The 15,898-nt window shown below is 72.9% G+C and carries 13 protein-coding genes and 1 pseudogene; 8 read left to right on the plus strand and 6 right to left on the minus strand.

Features of this window, described 5'->3' with window-relative positions; translation table 11 throughout:
- Position 1 precedes the first annotated feature (1 nt).
- The 3 genes from purL to purS all read right to left on the minus strand — a co-directional run bounded on the left by purL (position 2) and on the right by purS (position 3,772).
- Positions 2–2,761 (minus strand): phosphoribosylformylglycinamidine synthase subunit PurL, encoded by a 2,760-nt coding sequence (purL, locus tag D2L64_RS10735; protein ID WP_233558900.1) that lies wholly within the window; start codon positions 2,759–2,761, stop codon positions 2–4.
- A gap of 67 nt (positions 2,762–2,828) precedes the next feature.
- Positions 2,829–3,512, minus strand: coding sequence for a phosphoribosylformylglycinamidine synthase subunit PurQ (purQ, locus tag D2L64_RS10740; protein ID WP_119574958.1), 684 nt, complete (start codon positions 3,510–3,512; stop codon positions 2,829–2,831).
- Entirely contained in the window at positions 3,509–3,772 is a 264-nt protein-coding gene (purS, locus tag D2L64_RS10745) for a phosphoribosylformylglycinamidine synthase subunit PurS (RefSeq protein ID WP_119574960.1), read from the minus strand. Before purS ends, purQ begins: the two co-directional genes overlap by 4 nt.
- Positions 3,773–4,178: 406 nt before the next feature.
- Here purS and D2L64_RS10750 point away from each other — a divergent pair, with 406 nt between their 5' ends.
- Positions 4,179–4,859 carry a S1 family peptidase gene (locus tag D2L64_RS10750; RefSeq protein ID WP_119574962.1) on the plus strand — a complete coding sequence of 227 codons (681 nt, stop codon included), beginning with the start codon at positions 4,179–4,181 and terminating at the stop codon, positions 4,857–4,859.
- 23 nt (positions 4,860–4,882) lie between these two features.
- A pseudogene (locus tag D2L64_RS10755) lies at positions 4,883–5,447 on the plus strand (YbjQ family protein).
- A 216-nt stretch (positions 5,448–5,663) separates the two neighbouring features.
- Here D2L64_RS10755 and purB read toward each other — a convergent pair.
- From purB to D2L64_RS10770, 3 genes are all read right to left on the minus strand, one after another.
- Complete coding sequence (gene purB / locus D2L64_RS10760) at positions 5,664–7,088, minus strand: adenylosuccinate lyase (protein ID WP_119574964.1); 1,425 nt, start codon at positions 7,086–7,088, stop codon at positions 5,664–5,666.
- 68 nt (positions 7,089–7,156) lie between these two features.
- Complete coding sequence (locus D2L64_RS10765; protein WP_147376225.1) at positions 7,157–7,789, minus strand: hypothetical protein; 633 nt, start codon at positions 7,787–7,789, stop codon at positions 7,157–7,159.
- A gap of 144 nt (positions 7,790–7,933) precedes the next feature.
- Positions 7,934–9,226 carry an acetyl-CoA C-acetyltransferase gene (locus tag D2L64_RS10770; protein ID WP_119574968.1) on the minus strand — a complete coding sequence of 431 codons (1,293 nt, stop codon included), beginning with the start codon at positions 9,224–9,226 and terminating at the stop codon, positions 7,934–7,936.
- 55 nt (positions 9,227–9,281) lie between these two features.
- On the opposite strand from D2L64_RS10770, the gene D2L64_RS10775 reads away from it, so the two are divergent.
- From D2L64_RS10775 to D2L64_RS10800, 6 genes are all read left to right on the plus strand, one after another.
- A complete protein-coding gene (locus D2L64_RS10775; protein WP_119574970.1) occupies positions 9,282–10,655 on the plus strand; it encodes a 3-oxoacyl-ACP reductase in 1,374 nt (457 codons plus the stop codon).
- Positions 10,655–11,782: a MaoC/PaaZ C-terminal domain-containing protein gene (locus D2L64_RS10780; RefSeq protein ID WP_233558901.1), complete on the plus strand. Its 1,128-nt coding sequence runs from the start codon at positions 10,655–10,657 to the stop codon at positions 11,780–11,782. The genes D2L64_RS10775 and D2L64_RS10780 overlap by 1 nt, the downstream gene beginning before the upstream one ends.
- Before the next feature lie 86 nt (positions 11,783–11,868).
- On the plus strand, positions 11,869–12,621 hold the full coding sequence (locus D2L64_RS10785; protein WP_119574972.1) for an NUDIX hydrolase: 753 nt from the start codon (positions 11,869–11,871) through the stop codon (positions 12,619–12,621).
- Positions 12,618–13,592: a serine/threonine protein kinase gene (locus D2L64_RS10790; RefSeq protein WP_119574974.1), complete on the plus strand. Its 975-nt coding sequence runs from the start codon at positions 12,618–12,620 to the stop codon at positions 13,590–13,592. Before D2L64_RS10785 ends, D2L64_RS10790 begins: the two co-directional genes overlap by 4 nt.
- Positions 13,593–13,602: 10 nt before the next feature.
- Positions 13,603–14,562: a hypothetical protein gene (locus tag D2L64_RS10795; protein ID WP_119574976.1), complete on the plus strand. Its 960-nt coding sequence runs from the start codon at positions 13,603–13,605 to the stop codon at positions 14,560–14,562.
- 68 nt (positions 14,563–14,630) lie between these two features.
- Positions 14,631–15,884 (plus strand): adenylosuccinate synthetase, encoded by a 1,254-nt coding sequence (locus D2L64_RS10800; RefSeq protein ID WP_119575165.1) that lies wholly within the window; start codon positions 14,631–14,633, stop codon positions 15,882–15,884.
- Positions 15,885–15,898: the final 14 nt, after the last annotated feature.

A 15,898-nucleotide genomic window follows, 5' to 3' on the forward strand; every position in this document is an offset into this window, starting at 1 on the left:
CTCAGCGCTCGTCCGGCGACGCGGCCGGTGGTGCGGTCTGCGCGCCGTCGGCCCGACCCTCGCCAACCTCCGCCTCGGCCGGCGGCGGCGTCGTGGGCCGACGCAGCGGCGGCGTGGCCCGTTCGGTCGGCCGCTCATCGTCGGCCTCGACCGGCTCGGCGACCTCCGTCTCCGGTGCGGCGCTCTCGGGCGCCACGACGGGGTCGCTCGTCGGTGCCTCGACCGGGACGTCCTGCGCCACCGGCTCGGCGTGCGGGTCGTCGGACCGGTCAGCCACCGCCTCGTCGGCAGCGCCGGCCTCGGCGGGCGTCACCTCGAACGGGGCCACCCCACCGAACAGGCTCGGCAGCGTGCCGGTGTGCGCCTCGCGCAGCTCGTCCAGGCCGATCCGGAACTGGCCGCGCACCTCGAGCGCACCGGCGGCGGGATCGGTGACACCGATCAGCTCCCACGGCACGCCGTGCTCGCCGCAGAGCGCGGTGAACGCCTTCTCGTGGCCGCGCGGCACCGACACCAGCACCCGGCCGGCGGACTCGCTGAACAGGAAGACGAACGGCATCGAGTTGCCCTCGAACCGCTCCGGCACCGCGATCCGGGCACCGACGCCATACCTGAGGCAGGACTCCACCAGGCTCTGCGCGAGCCCACCGTCGGAGAGGTCGTGGGCCGAGCTGAGGTGGCCCACCCGGGCGGCGGCGGCCAGCAGTTCGGCGAGCTGCTTCTCCCGGGCCAGGTCGACGTGCGGGGGTACGCCACCGAGGTGCTGGTGGGTCACCCAGGCCCACTCCGAACCGGAGAGCTCCACGTGCGTCTCGCCGAGCAGGAAGAGCTGGTCGTGGTCGCCACTGCTGGGCTGCGGAACGAAGCCCATCGGCACCCGGTCGGCCACGTTGTCCAGCACGCCGAGCACGCCGACCACCGGCGTCGGGTGGATCGCCGCCGCACCGGTCTGGTTGTAGAAGCTGACGTTTCCGCCGGTGACCGGGATGCCCAGCTCGGCGCAGCCGTCGGCCAGGCCGCGTACCGCCTCGGCGAACTGCCACATCACGCCCGGATCCTCCGGCGAGCCGAAGTTCAGGCAGTTGGTGACGGCGATCGGCAGCGCGCCGGTCACCGCCACGTTCCGGTACGCCTCGGCCAACGCCAGCCTGGTGCCGTGGTACGGGTCAAGTCGGGCGTACCGGCCGTTGCCGTCGACCGACAGCGCCACCCCCAGCCCGGTCCGCTCGTCGATCCGGATCACGCCGGAGTCCTCCGGCTGGGCGAGCACGGTGTTGCCCAGCACGTAGCGGTCGTACTGCTCGGTGACCCAGGTCTTGTCGGCGAGGTTCGGCGAGGCGATCATGCGCAGCACGGTCTCGCGGAGGGCGTCCGGGTCGGCCGGTCGGGGCAGCGTCTCGGCCCGGTCGGCCTGGAGCAGGATCAGGTCGGCCGGCTCCCGCATCGGGCGGGCGTACACCGGCCCGTCGTCGACCAGCGAGCCCGGCGGTACGTCAACGACCAGCTGGTCGCGCCAGGTGATCAGCAGGCGGCCCGGCTGACCGTCCTCGGTCGGCGCGGTGACCTCGCCGATCGCGGTGGCCAGTACGCCCCACTTCTCGCAGGTCTTCAGCACCGCCTCGAGCTTCTCCGGCGCGACGACCAGGAGCATCCGCTCCTGGGACTCGCTGGCCAGGATCTCGTGCGGCTCCATCGACGGCTCGCGCAGCGGTACCCGCTCCAGCCACACCCGCATGCCGGTGCCGGCCGAGGCGGCGGTCTCGGTGAGCGCGCAGGTCAGCCCGGCACCGCCGAGATCCTGGATGCCGACGACCAGCTCGGCGTCGTACAGCTCGAGGCACGCCTCGATCAGCAGCTTCTCGATGAACGGGTCACCGACCTGCACCGACGGGCGGCGCTGCTCGCTGCCCTCGTCGAAGGTGGCGCTGGCCAGCACCGACACGCCGCCGATGCCGTCACGGCCGGTCTTCGCGCCCATCAGCACGACGACGTTGCCGGGGCCGGTGGCCTCCTTCTTCTGCAGCCGGTTGACCGGCAGCACGCCGAGGCAGAGCGCGTTGACCAGCGGGTTGCCCTGGTAGCAGGGGTCGAAGACCACCTCGCCACCGATGTTGGGCAGGCCGAGGCAGTTGCCGTACCCGCCGACCCCGGCGACCACGCCGGGCAGCACCCGGGCGGTGTCGGGGTGGTCGGCGGCGCCGAAGCGCAGCGGGTCCATCACGGCGACCGGGCGGGCCCCCATGGCGAGGATGTCGCGGACGATGCCACCGACGCCGGTCGCCGCGCCCTGGTACGGCTCGACGAAGCTCGGGTGGTTGTGCGACTCGACCTTGAAGGTCACCGCCAGTTCGTCGGAGACCTGCACCACACCCGCGTTCTCGCCGATGCCGGCCAGCAGCCGGTCGCTCGGCGGAGCCTTCTCACCGAACTGCCGCAGGTGCACCTTGCTCGACTTGTAGGAGCAGTGCTCGCTCCACATGATCGAGTACATCGCCAGCTCGGACTGGGTCGGCCGGCGGTCCAGGAGGTGCCGGATCCGGTCGTACTCGTCGTCGCGGAGCCCGAGTTCGGCGTACGGCTGGAGTTCCTCCGGGGTGCCCTCGGCGCGCGGCACGGTGTCCACCCCGTCGGCCCAGTCGGCGGCCGCGGAGGCGTGCCGGGCCGGGACGGCCGACGGCGCGGCGGCCGGTCCCGGCTGCGTCGGCGCGGCGGCCGGATATGCCTCCGGGGTCTCCCGGACCGGGTCCGGATGCGTGGTCATGACCTCTCCTCGTTGCGCTCGCCGCCGCGGGGGCGGGTGAGCCGACCGATGATCCCGACGCGGACGGTCACGCCGGCGCCCCCACCAGGTGCTTGAGCACCGAGGTGAAGAAGCCGAGGCCGTCGAGGGAGGGGCCGGTGAGCGCCTCCACCGCGTGCTCGGGATGCGGCATGATGCCGACCACGTTGCCGGCGGGGTTGGTGATGGCGGCGATGTCGCGCTGCGACCCGTTGGGGTTGCCGCCGACGTACCGGGCGACGACCCGGCCCTCGGCTTCGAGTGCGTCCAGCGTCGCGGTGTCGGCGACGTAGCAGCCCTCGCCGTTCTTCACCGGGATCAGCACCTCCTGCCCCGGCTGGAACGTATTCGTCCAGGCGGTGCCGGTGGCCTCGATGCGCAGGATCTGGTCGCGGTTGCGGAAGTGCAAGTGCTGGTTGCGGGTGAGCGCGCCGGGCAGCAGGTGCGCTTCGCAGAGGATCTGGAAGCCGTTGCAGATGCCGAGCACGGGCAGCCCGCCGGCGGCCGCGTCGACAATCTTCTCCATCACCGGGGCGAACCGGGCGATGGCGCCGCAGCGCAGGTAGTCGCCGTAGGAGAAGCCGCCGGGCAGGACCACGGCGTCCACCCCGTGCAGCTCCGGGTCACCGTGCCAGAGGCGGACGGGCTCCGCCCCGGCGATCCGGACGGCCCGGGCCGCGTCCCCGTCGTCCAGCGAGCCGGGGAAGGTCACCACACCGACCCGCGCGGTCACGACCGGGCGTCCGCGGGTTCGTCGGCGGAGACCAGGTGGACGGTGAAGTCCTCGATGACCGGATTCGCGAGCAGCTTGTCGGCGATCTCCCGGGCCCGGTCCAGGTCCGGTTCACCGGTGAAGTCGATCTCGATCCGCCTGCCGATCCGTACCGAGGCGACGTCGTTGACGCCGAGCCGGGGCAGCGCGTTTGCGACGGCCTGGCCCTGCGGATCGAGGATCTCGGGCTTGAGCATGACGTCGACGACGACGCGAGGCACTGGGCACTCCTGACTGTGTACGCAGTTGGGTGCCGACCCACAACGGGCGAGCGCAGCCAGCCTACCTGGCAGATACGGCGGCAGCCGCACCGGTGGGACGGCGTTGGACCTCACCCGCGCCGCCCGTCGGGACCGATACGGGTTCGTTGCTGTCCCGATACGGCTTTGTTGCCGACCTCCTCGGCGGGTCGCGTCGGCGCACTGCACGCCAGGGCAGGTATCGGACACCGGAAACGACTATGACATCACCCTGTTTCGATGAGCCTCTTGTGAAACACCTCACCGGGCCCTACGGTACATCGTCAGACATCGATTGATCGGTGTCGCGGTGGCGGACCACCCCCGTCGACCACCGCAGGTCGACCCGGCGAACCCGGGTCACGCCAACCCCGAAGGAGCCCTTCCGATGCGCATCCGATCCCTGATCGCGGTCCTCGCCACAGCCCTGGCCGGCGCACTCGGCGCCAGTTCCGGCGCGATCGCCTCGCCAGTCAGCCCGTACATCATCGGCGGCGGAACCGTCTCCTCCGCACCCTGGGCCGCGGCGGTCTTCAGCAACGGCTCGTTCACCTGCTCCGGCACGATCATCGCGCCGCAGTGGGTGCTCACCGCGCGGCACTGCCTCGGCGGCACGATGTCCGTCCGGGTGGGCAGCGTCTACCAGGGCTCCGGCGGCGTGACCCGCACGGTGAGCGCCACCTACGGCCGCTACGACCTGGCGCTGATGCGGCTGTCCAGCTCCGTGAGCACCAGCTACGTCACCCTGGCCAACAGCAACCCGCCGGTCAACTCGACCAACTCCATCTACGGCTGGGGCATGACCTGCTACAGCGGCTGCTCGGCATCGCCCCAGCTCAAGACCGCGTCGGTCCGGGTCACCAGCACCAGCGCCAGCGACGCGTACGGCGGCCAGGCGATCCGGAGCACCAGGATCAACGGCAACGCCTGGCGGGGCGACTCCGGTGGCCCCCAGTTCTACAACGGCGCACAGGTCGGGGTGGCCTCCACCGCCGACGGCGTGAACATCCAGAACTACGGCAGCGTCGCGTTCAACCGTGCCTGGATCACCTCGGTGGCCGGTGTCTGACGGTTAGCGCCCCGGCGGCGCGGATGGTGGGCTACGCGCCCGCCGTCCGCGCCGCGTTGTTTTGCAGCATCCGATCAGGTGAACAAGGCCTCACGATGAGCCAGGACCGAGCCTGCCAGCATCGGAAACGTGCTGGTCGTGACGACGGATCAACTTCCCGGCTACGAGATCCGCCAGATCCTCGGCGAGGTCGTCTCCTCGATGGCCCGAACCCGCAACCCGTACCGCGAGGGCGTGAAGAACCTGCGCGGCGGCGCGTACGACCCCTCGGCGCCCGACAACCTCACCCGCTGGCGTACCGACTCGGTGTCCCGACTCGGCGAGGAGGCCCGGCGGCTCGGCGCGAACGCCGTGGTGGGAATGCGGTTCGACAGCCGCGACTGCGGCGAGATGTGGATGGAGATCTGCGCCTACGGCACCGCGGTGATCGTGGCGCCCACGGTGCCCGACATCATGCCGCCCGACCAGCCCATCATCGCCGCGGAGACCGCCAACGACCCGGCCTTCGCCGAGTCCCTCGGCGGTATCGCCGAACCGGCCAGCGCCCCCAACCTCACCTCCGCCCCCGAAACCCCCACCCGCGACTAACCCACTCCGCACCGCACCGCAGATCTTGCGCTTTCGGTCGCCCCGCCAGGCGCGCCCCGCGATCTTGCACTTTGTGTCGCCCTTACGCACCTTTTATGAACTTTCGCCCCGACAGGAATCGCAAGATCAACGCGCTCCCGCCACGCGGGGAGGGGCGGCGCGGGAGAGGGGGTGGCGTGGGGCGGGGGGCGGTGCGTGGGAGGGCTGGGGGCTGGGTCAGAGGATGGGAGGTGGGGAGTAGGTCGCGGCGGTGGGGTGGGCTTCGACGATCTTGGTGATGCGGGCGGTCACCGCCTGGATCTGGGCGGGAGCGGCACCCACGAAGGCGGCACGGTCGGCGACGAGGGCGTCGATCTCGGGGCGGGCGAGGCCGAGTCGGGGATCGGCGGCCAGGCGGTCGAAGAGATCGTTGTCCGGGGCGCCCCGCTCGCGCATGGCCAGGGCGACGGCGACGGCGTGCTCCTTGATCGCCTCGTGTGCGGTCTCCCGGCCCACGCCCCGACGCACGGCCGCCACGAGGATCTTGGTGCTGGCGAGGAAGGGCAGGAAGCGCTCCAGCTCCCGGTTGATCACCGCCGGGTACGCACCGAACTCGTCCAGCACGGTGAGGAACGTCTGGAACAGCCCGTCGGCGGCGAAGAAGGCGTCCGGCAGGGCCACCCGACGGACCACCGAGCAGGAGACGTCGCCCTCGTTCCACTGGTCGCCGGCCAGCTCGCCGACCATCGACAGGTAGCCGCGAATGATCACCGCGAAGCCGTTGACCCGCTCCGACGAGCGGGTGTTCATCTTGTGCGGCATCGCGCTGGAGCCGACCTGGCCCGGCTTGAAGCCCTCGGTGACCAGCTCCTGGCCGACCATCAGCCGGATCGTGGTGGCCAACGACGACGGCGCCGCGGCGACCTGCGCCAGCGCGGCGAGCACGTCGAAGTCGAGCGACCGCGGGTAGACCTGCCCGACGCTGTCCAGCACCCGGTTGAACCCGAGGTGCCCGGCGACCCGGCGCTCCAGCTCGGCCAGCTTCTCGGTGTCGCCGTCGAACAGGTCGAGCTGGTCGGCGGCGGTTCCCACCGGACCCTTGATCCCGCGCAGCGGATACCTGTCGATCAGGTCCGACAACCGCTCGTACGCGATGATCAGTTCCTCGGCGGCCGACGCGAAGCGCTTGCCCAGCGTGGTGGCCTGCGCCGCGACGTTGTGCGAGCGCCCGGCCAGCACCACGTCGGCGTACTCGTGGGCGTGCCAGGCGAGCCGGGCCAGCGTCGCCACCACCCGGTCCCGGATCAGCTCCAGCGAGCGACGCACCTGGAGCTGCTCGACGTTCTCGGTGAGGTCCCGCGAGGTCATCCCCTTGTGCACGTGCTCGTACCCGGCGAGCGCGCTGAACTCCTCGATCCGGGCCTTCACGTCGTGCCGGGTGACCCGCTCCCGCGCCGCGATCGAGTCAAGATCAACATCATCCAACACCCGCTCGTACGCCTCGACGACCCCGTCGGGTACCGCCACGCCGAGGTCGCGCTGGGCCCGGAGTACGGCGAGCCAGAGGCGCCGTTCCAGGCGGATCTTCTCCTCCGGCGACCAGAGGGCGACCAGTTCGGGCGAGGCGTACCGGTTGGCGAGCACGTTCGGGATCGTCGTCACATGCCCATTCTCCGGCACCGCCGACCCACCCCCGGGAGCGGACCCGGCCGGACCCACTTGCCGCGCTGTCAGACCTCCGGGATGTCGTGCACGGTCGCGGTCACCACCAACTGCTTCGTCTGCTTGCCCTGCCCGTTGCGCACGGTCAACAGATAGGTGTGCCGCTGGGTGTCACCCGCACCACCGGCGCAGGGGAAGTTCAGCGTCTCGCTGCCCGTCGGCGGATAGTTGTCGGCGTACACGCCGCCGCCGTCGACGGAGATGGCAACGTGGTCGACGTTGCTGGTCTTCCACTCGATCACCACCGGGCTGCCGGGGATCGGGTTGACGCTCGTCCCGGCGGGGCAGGAGGGCTTCTGGGCCACCCGGAAGTAGGTGATCGTCGGCCCGCTCGCGGGGGCGCTCGACGTCGTCCCGGACTGCCCACCCCCCGTCGAACCGCCTCCGGTCGAACCACTCTCCGTCGAACCACCCGTCGTGCCGCGCCCGGTGGCCGCGGCGGTCGGCTCGGCGGTCGCCGGCTCGCTGCTTGCCGGTGCGCTGGCAGCCGGCCCGCCGAGATCTCCGGTCGCCGGGCTGGTCGGGGCCGGTCCGGTGGCGGTCGGGGCGGATTCCGTGGTGCCGGCGGCCGTGCAGCCGCTGGCGACGAGTGCGACGGTCAGGGCGACGACGACGGTGCGGATCAGGACAGGACCGGGCATGACCACTCCTCGGTGGCGCCCGCCGGTGATTCCGGCCGGATTGGCGCCCACGGTAGGCCCGCCCGACAACCCCCGGGCCGCCGTGGAGCCCGGCACGAGAACGCCCGCGGAGGGGCGCCTCGTGCCGAGGTCGCTGAGGGGTGGTCAGCGTTCGAGGATGGCGGTGACGCCTTGGCCGCCGGCCGCGCAGATGGAGATGAGTCCGCGGCCGCTGCCCTTCTCGGCGAGCAGTTTGGCCAGGGTGGCCACGATCCGACCACCGGTGGCGGCGAACGGGTGCCCGGCGGCCAGCGAGGAACCGTTCACGTTGAGCTTGTCGGTGTCGATGCCGCCCAGCGGCTCGTCCAAGCCCAGCCGCTCGGCGCAGAACTCCTTCGACTCCCAGGCGGCCAGCGTGGCCAGCACCTGCGCGGCGAACGCCTCGTGGATCTCGTAGTAGTCGAAGTCCTGCAGGGTGAGCCCGGCTCGGGCGAGCAGCCGGGGCACCGCGTACGTGGGCGCCATCAGCAGTCCCTCGTCACCGTGCACGAAGTCCACCGCGGCCGTCTCCGACCAGGAGAACCAGGCCAGCACCGGCAGGTTGTGTTCGGCCGCCCACTGCTCGCTGGCCAGCAGCACGGTGGATGCGCCGTCGGTGAGCGGGGAGGAGTTGCCGGCGGTCATGGTGGCCCGTTCGGCGTCCGGACCCTTGGCGCCGAAGACCGGCCTGAGCCCGCTGAGCTTCTCCAGGGTGGTGTCCGGGCGGAGGTTCTGGTCGCGGGTCAGCCCCAGGTAGGGGGTCATCAGGTCATCGAAGAACCCCCGGTCGTACGCGGCGGCGAGCCGCTGGTGGGAGCGCAACGCCAACTCGTCCTGGGCCTGCCGGTCGACGTTCCAGCGCAGCGCCGTCCGGGCGGCGTGCTCGCCCATCGACAGCCCGGTACGCGGTTCGGCGTTGCGCGGGATCTCCGGCTTGAACGGCTGGGCCGGGCGTAGCTTGGCGGCGATCCGCAGCCGCTCGCCGAGGGTCCGGGCGGAGTTCAGCTTGAGCAGGGTGCGGCGCAGGTCCTCGTTGACCGCGAGCGGGGCGTCGGAGGTGGTGTCCACGCCACCGGCGATGCCCACTTCCAACTGCCCGAGGGCGATCTTGTTGGCGACCAGGATGGCGGCCTCCAGGCCGGTGCCGCAGGCCTGCTGGATGTCGTACGCCGGGGTGCGCGGGTCGAGCTTCGAGCCGAGCACCACCTCGCGGGTGAGGTTGAAGTCCTTCGAGTGCTTGAGTACGGCACCGGCGACCACCTCGCCCACCTGCTGCCCGGCCAGGCCGAACCGGGCGATCAGCCCGTCCAGCGCCGCGCCGAGCAGGTCGGAGTTGCTGGCGCTGGCGTAGCGGGAGTTGGAGCGGGCGAACGGGATCCGGTTGCCGCCGATCACCGCGACCCGTCGAACGTTCTGCACGATCCGCCTCCTCGGTAAGTGTTGCCCGCACCTTACTCACCAGTAGGCTACGCCTATGACCGACAGGTACGCGAGCTTCGTCCAGTCGGGCGCCGGTCGAGCGCTGGTCAAGCGCCTCGGGTTGCCCGATCCGCCGCGGCTGCGCCGGTACGCCCCCGGCGAGCCGATCCTCCCCGGGCCGGTCCTGCTCGGCGGCGCCTCCGGTGGCCGCCTCGCCGAACCGGTCGGCAAGATCCTGGCCGCCGCCGGGATCGCCCTGCGCGACCCGGCCACCGCCGTCCCCGACCCGGCGACCGGCCGTACGCCCGCCAACGCCGCCCTGGTCTACGACGCCACCGGCATCACCGACTCGACCGGGCTGCGCCAGCTCTACGACTTCTTCCACCCGCAGGCCCGCGCGGTGCAGCCCAGCGGCCGGGTGATCGTGCTGGGCACCCCGCCGGCCGAGTGCGGCACGCCCCGCGAGGCGACCGCCCAACGGGCGCTGGAGGGGCTGACCCGCAGCATCGGCAAGGAGTTCGGCCGGGGCATCACCGCACAGCTGGTCCACCTCACCCCCGCACCCGACGCGGGCACCTGGAACAGCCTGGACGCCACCCTGCGGTTCCTGCTCTCCGGCCGGTCCGCGTACGTCTCCGGGCAGGTGATCCGGATCGGTGCCGGCCAGGCCGACGCGCCGGTCGACTGGGACCGCCCCCTCGACGGGCAGGTCGTGCTGGTCACCGGGGCGGCCCGGGGCATCGGTGCGGCGTTGGCCCGGGTGCTGGCCCGCGACGGCGCGACAGTGGTGGCGCTGGACGTCCCGGCGGCCGGCGACGAGTTGGCGACGGTGGCGAACGAGATCGGCGGCAGCGCGGTCCAGCTCGACCTGACCGCCGCCGACGCGCCGACCCGGCTGGCCGAGTACCTGGCCGGGCGGCACGGTCGGGTGGACGTGGTGGTGCACAACGCCGGCATCACCCGGGACAAGACCCTCGGCCGGATGGACGCCGACCGCTGGGAGCAGGTGATCGACGTGAACCTGTCGAGCCAGGAGCGGATCAACGACGTGCTGCTGGAGCGCAGGCTGATCCCGGCCGGTGGACGGATCGTCGGCGTCTCCTCGATCGCCGGGATCGCCGGCAACCGGGGCCAGACCAACTACGCCACCAGCAAGGCCGGCGTGATCGGGCTGGTCGACTCGCTCGCCCCGGCGCTGCGGGAGCGGCAGATCAGCGTCAACGCGGTGGCGCCCGGTTTCATCGAGACCCGGCTGACCGCCCGGATCCCGCTGATGCTGCGGGAGGCCGGTCGCCGGATGAACAGCCTGTCCCAGGGCGGGTTGCCGGTGGACGTGGCCGAGACGATCAGCTGGCTGGCCTGGCCGGCGTCCGGCGCGGTGAGCGGCAACGTGGTCCGCGTCTGCGGCCAGAGCCTGCTGGGGGCCTGATGGCCCGGCGCAGGAGTGAGCGGGAGCCGGACGACGAACTGTCGGTCGGCGAGCTGATCGACGGCCCGACGGAGGTGCTCACCCCGGAGATCCGGGCCGCCGCGTTCGCCGCCCCGGCGGGCCACGGCGGGGACGGCGGGCCGACCCGGGACCTGTCCGAGCGGAGCCCCACCGGCGGCGGTCCCGGTGCTGCGACGGAGGCGGGCCAGCCGGGCGAGGCGGACGGCCGGCGGGCATCGGGCGCGCCGACCGGGGCCGGCCAGCCGGCGACCCGGGCCCGGGTCGAGTTGCCCCGGCTGCCCGCGGCCGGGCCGCTGTACCGGCGGGCGCTGCTGACCGCGGTTCCGGGGCTCGGCGGACGGCGCGGCGACGGCGTGCCGGCGGTGGAGTTGGCGGTGGGCGGGGTGGCCGTGGACCCGGAGCGGCTGGCCGACTACGACCGGGTCTGCGGGTTCCGGCTCGCCGACCGGCTGCCCGCGACCTTTCCGCACGTCATGGGCTTCCCGCTGGCGCTGCGTCTGATCACCGCGCCGGAGTTCCCGATCCCGTTGACCGGAGTGGTGCACGTCGGCAACCGGATCACCGTGCACCGCCCGGTCACCGTCGACGACCGGCTGGACTTCACCACCTGGGCGGAGAACCCGCGCCCGCACGACCGGGGGCGGCAGGTGGACGTCGTACTCGTCGGCTCGGTGGACGGTGCGGAGGTGTGGCGCGGCGTCTCGACGTACCTCGGCCGGGTGCGCACGCCGGGCGGCGGTGGGCGGCGCGACCGGGGTGCGCGGCCCGCGCCGCCGGCCACGACCGCACGGTGGCGGGTCGAGCCCCGGGTCGGTACGGACTACGCCCGGGTCTCCGGCGACCACAACCCGATCCACACCTCGCGGCTGGGCGCCCGACTGTTCGGCTTCCCCCGGCCGATCGCGCACGGCATGTGGAGCAAGGCCCGCTGCCTGGCCGCGCTGGAGAACCGGCTGCCGGAGGCGTACACGGTGGAGGTGGCGTTCAAGCTGCCGGTGCCGCTGCCCGGCACGGTCGCCTTCGGCGCCGCGGCCGATGACTCGGGTTGGGACTTCGCCCTGCACGACCAGCGGGGCCGCCCGCATCTGGTGGGCACCGTCCGCTGAGGAGAGGGCCGGGCACTTGCCCGGCCCTCACTTTCGCGCTAAGTTGTTCTCACCAAGAGATGTTCTCAGATTGAGAGTGATCGAGCGTGAACGAGCAGGACTTCCTCGCCGCCTACGACCCGCGCGCCTATCCGGCCGTGGCGGTCACCGCCGACGTGGTCGCCCTGACCATCCGGGACAACGCGCTGCACCTGCTGCTGATCCGCCGCGCCGAGCAGCCCTACGCGGACCACTGGGCACTGCCCGGTGGCTTCGTCCGGCCCGACGAGGAGCTGGCCACGGCCGCCCGCCGGGAGCTGACTGAAGAGACCGGCCTCGGCGGCGAGCAGCTGCGGCGCGTCCACCTGGAGCAGTTGGCCAGCTACGGCGCACCGGACCGCGACCCGCGGATGCGGATCGTCTCGGTCGCCCACCTCGCCTTCGCCCCCGACCTGCCGGACGCCACCGCCGGCACCGACGCCGCGGACGCAACCTGGGTGCCGGTCGCCGAGCTGGCCAACCGGGAACTCGCCTTCGACCACCGCCAGATCGTCACCGACGGGCTGGAGCGGGCCCGCTCGAAGCTGGAGTACACCCCGCTGGCCACCCGCTTCCTGGCATCCGAGTTCACCATCGGCGAACTGCGATCCGTCTACGAGACGGTCTGGGGGCACCCGCTGCACGCCGGCAACTTCCACCGCAAGGTGCTCTCCGTGCCGGGCTTCGTGGAGAGCACCGGCGACAGCACCGAACGCGGCGGCGCCCGGGGCGGCCCACGGGCCCGGCTCTACCGGGCCGGCGACGCCCGGCTGTTGCACCCGGCGCTGCTGCGCCCCGCCCGGGAGGAGACGGTGCGATGAAGACCGACGAGGCGATCCGCCTGGTCACCGCCGCCCGCGACGACGACGAGCTGTTCGGCGCCGACGCGCCGGAACACCGCTACCGGGAACTGGTCGCGGCCCTGCACCCCGACCGGCTGGACTGGGTCGGGCCCGGCGTCCGAGCCGAGGCGACCGAGGCGTTCATCCGGGTCACCACCCGTTGGCGGGCCCGCCGGGTGACCGTGCTGCGCGGCTACCGGTGTGGCCGGCCGGCACACTCGGGCGACCTCGCCGACCTGTACGACGTCGGCGCCGACCGGCTGCTCAAGCTCCCCCGCGCCCCCGGCGACAACGACCTGATGGCCCGGGAGGAACGGGCCCTGCGCCGGCTCGCCGAACGGGGTGACCCGCGCTGGCTGCCGTACGTGCCCCGGCTGGTCGACAGCTTCACCCACCGGGACGCCGCCACCGGGGCCGAGCGGCGGATCAACGTCCTGGCCACCGCTCCCGGCCTGCGCAGCCTGGTCGAGGTGCGGCGGGCGTACCCGGACGGGCTGGACGGCCAGGACGTGGCCTGGATGTGGCGCCGCCTGCTGGTCGCGCTCGGCCTGGCCCACCGGGCCGGCGTGGTGCACGGTGCGGTGTTGCCGCCGCACGTGCTGATCGAACCGGCGGCGCACGGCGTGGTGCTGGTCGACTGGTGTTTCTCTACCGAACCCGGCGGCGTCGTGCCGGCGCTGGTACCCGACCACCGGGACTGGTACCCCGCCGAGGTGCCCGAACGCCGGCCTGCCGGGCCGGGCACCGACATCGCCATGGCGGCCCGCTGCATGACCTGGCTGATGGGCCGGCTCGCCCCACGCGAACTGCTCGCCTTCGCCAGGGGCTGCCGGCAGCGGCTCCTGCGCGCCCGCCCCACCGACGCCTGGCGACTGCTCGGCGAACTCGACGAGGTGCTCGAACGGCTCTACGGCCCGCGCACCTTCCGACCCTTCACCCTCAACCCGTAAGGAGGCTGCCATGGGCAGTGGAATGTGGTCCACCGACGTGTACGACGCCGCCGACCGGTACCGCCGGGCCACCGGCACCAGCGCGTTCGCCTACAGCGACAGCGGCGCCCGGGTGGTGCACCCGGCACTGGACCCGCGCGACGCGGTCCGGGAGAGCCGCGACAACGACGAGCACCCGCAGTCGACGCCGGTGGCGGTGCTCTTCGACGTGACCGGCTCGATGGGGCACGTGCCCCGTACCCTCCAGGCCAAGCTGCCGCAGTTGCTGGGGCTGCTGCTGCGCCAGGGGTACGCCCGCGACCCGCAGATCATGTTCGGCGCGATCGGTGACGCCACCTGTGACCGGGTGCCGTTGCAGGTGGGTCAGTTCGAGTCCGACAACCGGATGGACGACGACCTCGGCCGGATCGTGCTGGAGGGCGGCGGTGGCGGCCAGATGACGGAGTCGTACGAGCTGGCGCTCTACTTCATGGCCCGGCACACGGTCACCGACAGTTGGGAGAAGCGGGGCCGGCGCGGCTACCTGTTCATCATCGGCGACGAGCTGGCGTACCCGAAGGTGAAGGCGGCCGAGGTGGCCCGGCGCATCGGCGGCGGGCTGCGGGAGGACGTGCCGCTGCGGCAGATCGTCGACGAGGTGACCCGCCGCTGGGACACCTACTACCTGCTCCCCGCCGGTAGTCACTACGCCGGCAACCGCAAGGTGCTCGACTTCTGGCGCGGCCTGCTCGGCCAGAACACCCTGGAACTGGACGACCTGGACGCGGTCTGCGAGACCATCGCGCTCACCGTCGGCCTCGGCGAGCAGGCCATCGACCTCGACACCGGCCTGCGCGACCTGGACCGGGCCGGCTCGTCGGCCACCGGGACCGTGTCCAAGGCGCTGGCCCGCCTCGGCGGGGCGCGGCGGGCCGAGGTGGGCCAACTGCCGGCCACCCGCGGCGCGGGCGGCGGGGTGGTACGGCTGTGAACGGCACGGTGGCGGGTGACGTCGTGCCGCCGACGGTCCGGGGCGACGACGCCGGCCGGGAGCACACGATCGTGGTCGACCTCGGGTACGGCGACGCCGGCAAGGGCACCGTCGTGGACTGGCTCTGCGCGACCCGGCCGGTGCACACGGTGGTCCGGTTCAACGGGGGCGCGCAGGCGGCGCACAACGTCGTGCTGCGCGACGGCCGGCACCACACCTTCGCCCAGTTCGGTGCCGGCACCTTCCGCCCCGGCGTGTGGACGCACCTGTCCCGGCACGTCGTGGTGGACCCGCTGGCCCTGGCCGCCGAGGCCGACCATCTCGCCACCGTCGGGGTGCCCGACGCGCTCGACCGGCTGACGGTGGACGGGGAGGCGCTGCTGGCCACCCCGTACCACCGGGCCGCCAACCGGGCGCGCGAGACGGCCCGCGGAGCCGACCGGCACGGTTCCTGCGGGCAGGGGGTGGGTGAGACCGTCGCGTACGGGCTCGCCCACCCCGACGAGGCGCCCCGGGTGTCGGACTGCCACCGCCCGCAACGGTTGCACCGCCGGTTGACCGCGCTGCGGGACCGACTCACCGCCGAACTCGGTCCGCTGGACGCCCCGCCGGTCGCCGACTGCCTGCCGGCGTACCGAGCCTTCGCCGAGCGGGTGGCGATCGTCGACCGGTCCTGGTTGGCCGGCGCGTTGCGGGCCGGGCCGTGCGTGTTCGAGGGCGCGCAGGGGGTGCTGCTCGACGAGTGGCACGGTTTCCACCCGTTCACCACGTGGAGCACCACCACCTTCGCCAACGCGGAGTCGTTGCTGGCCGAGGCCGGTGCGGCGGGAACGGCCACCCGGCTCGGGGTGCTGCGCACGGTCACCACCCGGCATGGGCCGGGTCCGCTGGTCACCGAGGACCGGGGGTTGCCGCTGGTCGACCCGCACAACCCGACGAACCCGTGGCAGGGCCGCTTCCGGTTCGGTCACTTCGACGCGGTCGCCCACGCGTACGCGCTGGCGGCTGCCGGCGGGGTCGACGGCCTGGCGCTGACCCACCTGGATCTCGCCGAACGCGGCCTCGACCTGCGCATCTGCCGCCGCTATCGGAACCTGGACCGGCTACTGCCGGGCCGGCCCGGCGATCTCGATCGGCAGGCGGCGCTCACCGCGCGGCTGTCGACGGCCCGCCCGGTGTACGACGACGCCCCGCCGGCCGACTGGCCGCAGGCGGTGAGTGCGGCACTCGGCGCACCCGTGGTGTTGACCTCGCACGGCCCCACCGCCGAGGAGAAGACCGTACCCGGTCCACTGCTCGCCACCCCGATGATCATGACCTGATCCGCCCGTCCGGC

Source organism: Micromonospora radicis, assembly GCF_003583405.1.
In the GTDB taxonomy this organism is placed as follows: domain Bacteria; phylum Actinomycetota; class Actinomycetes; order Mycobacteriales; family Micromonosporaceae; genus Micromonospora; species Micromonospora radicis.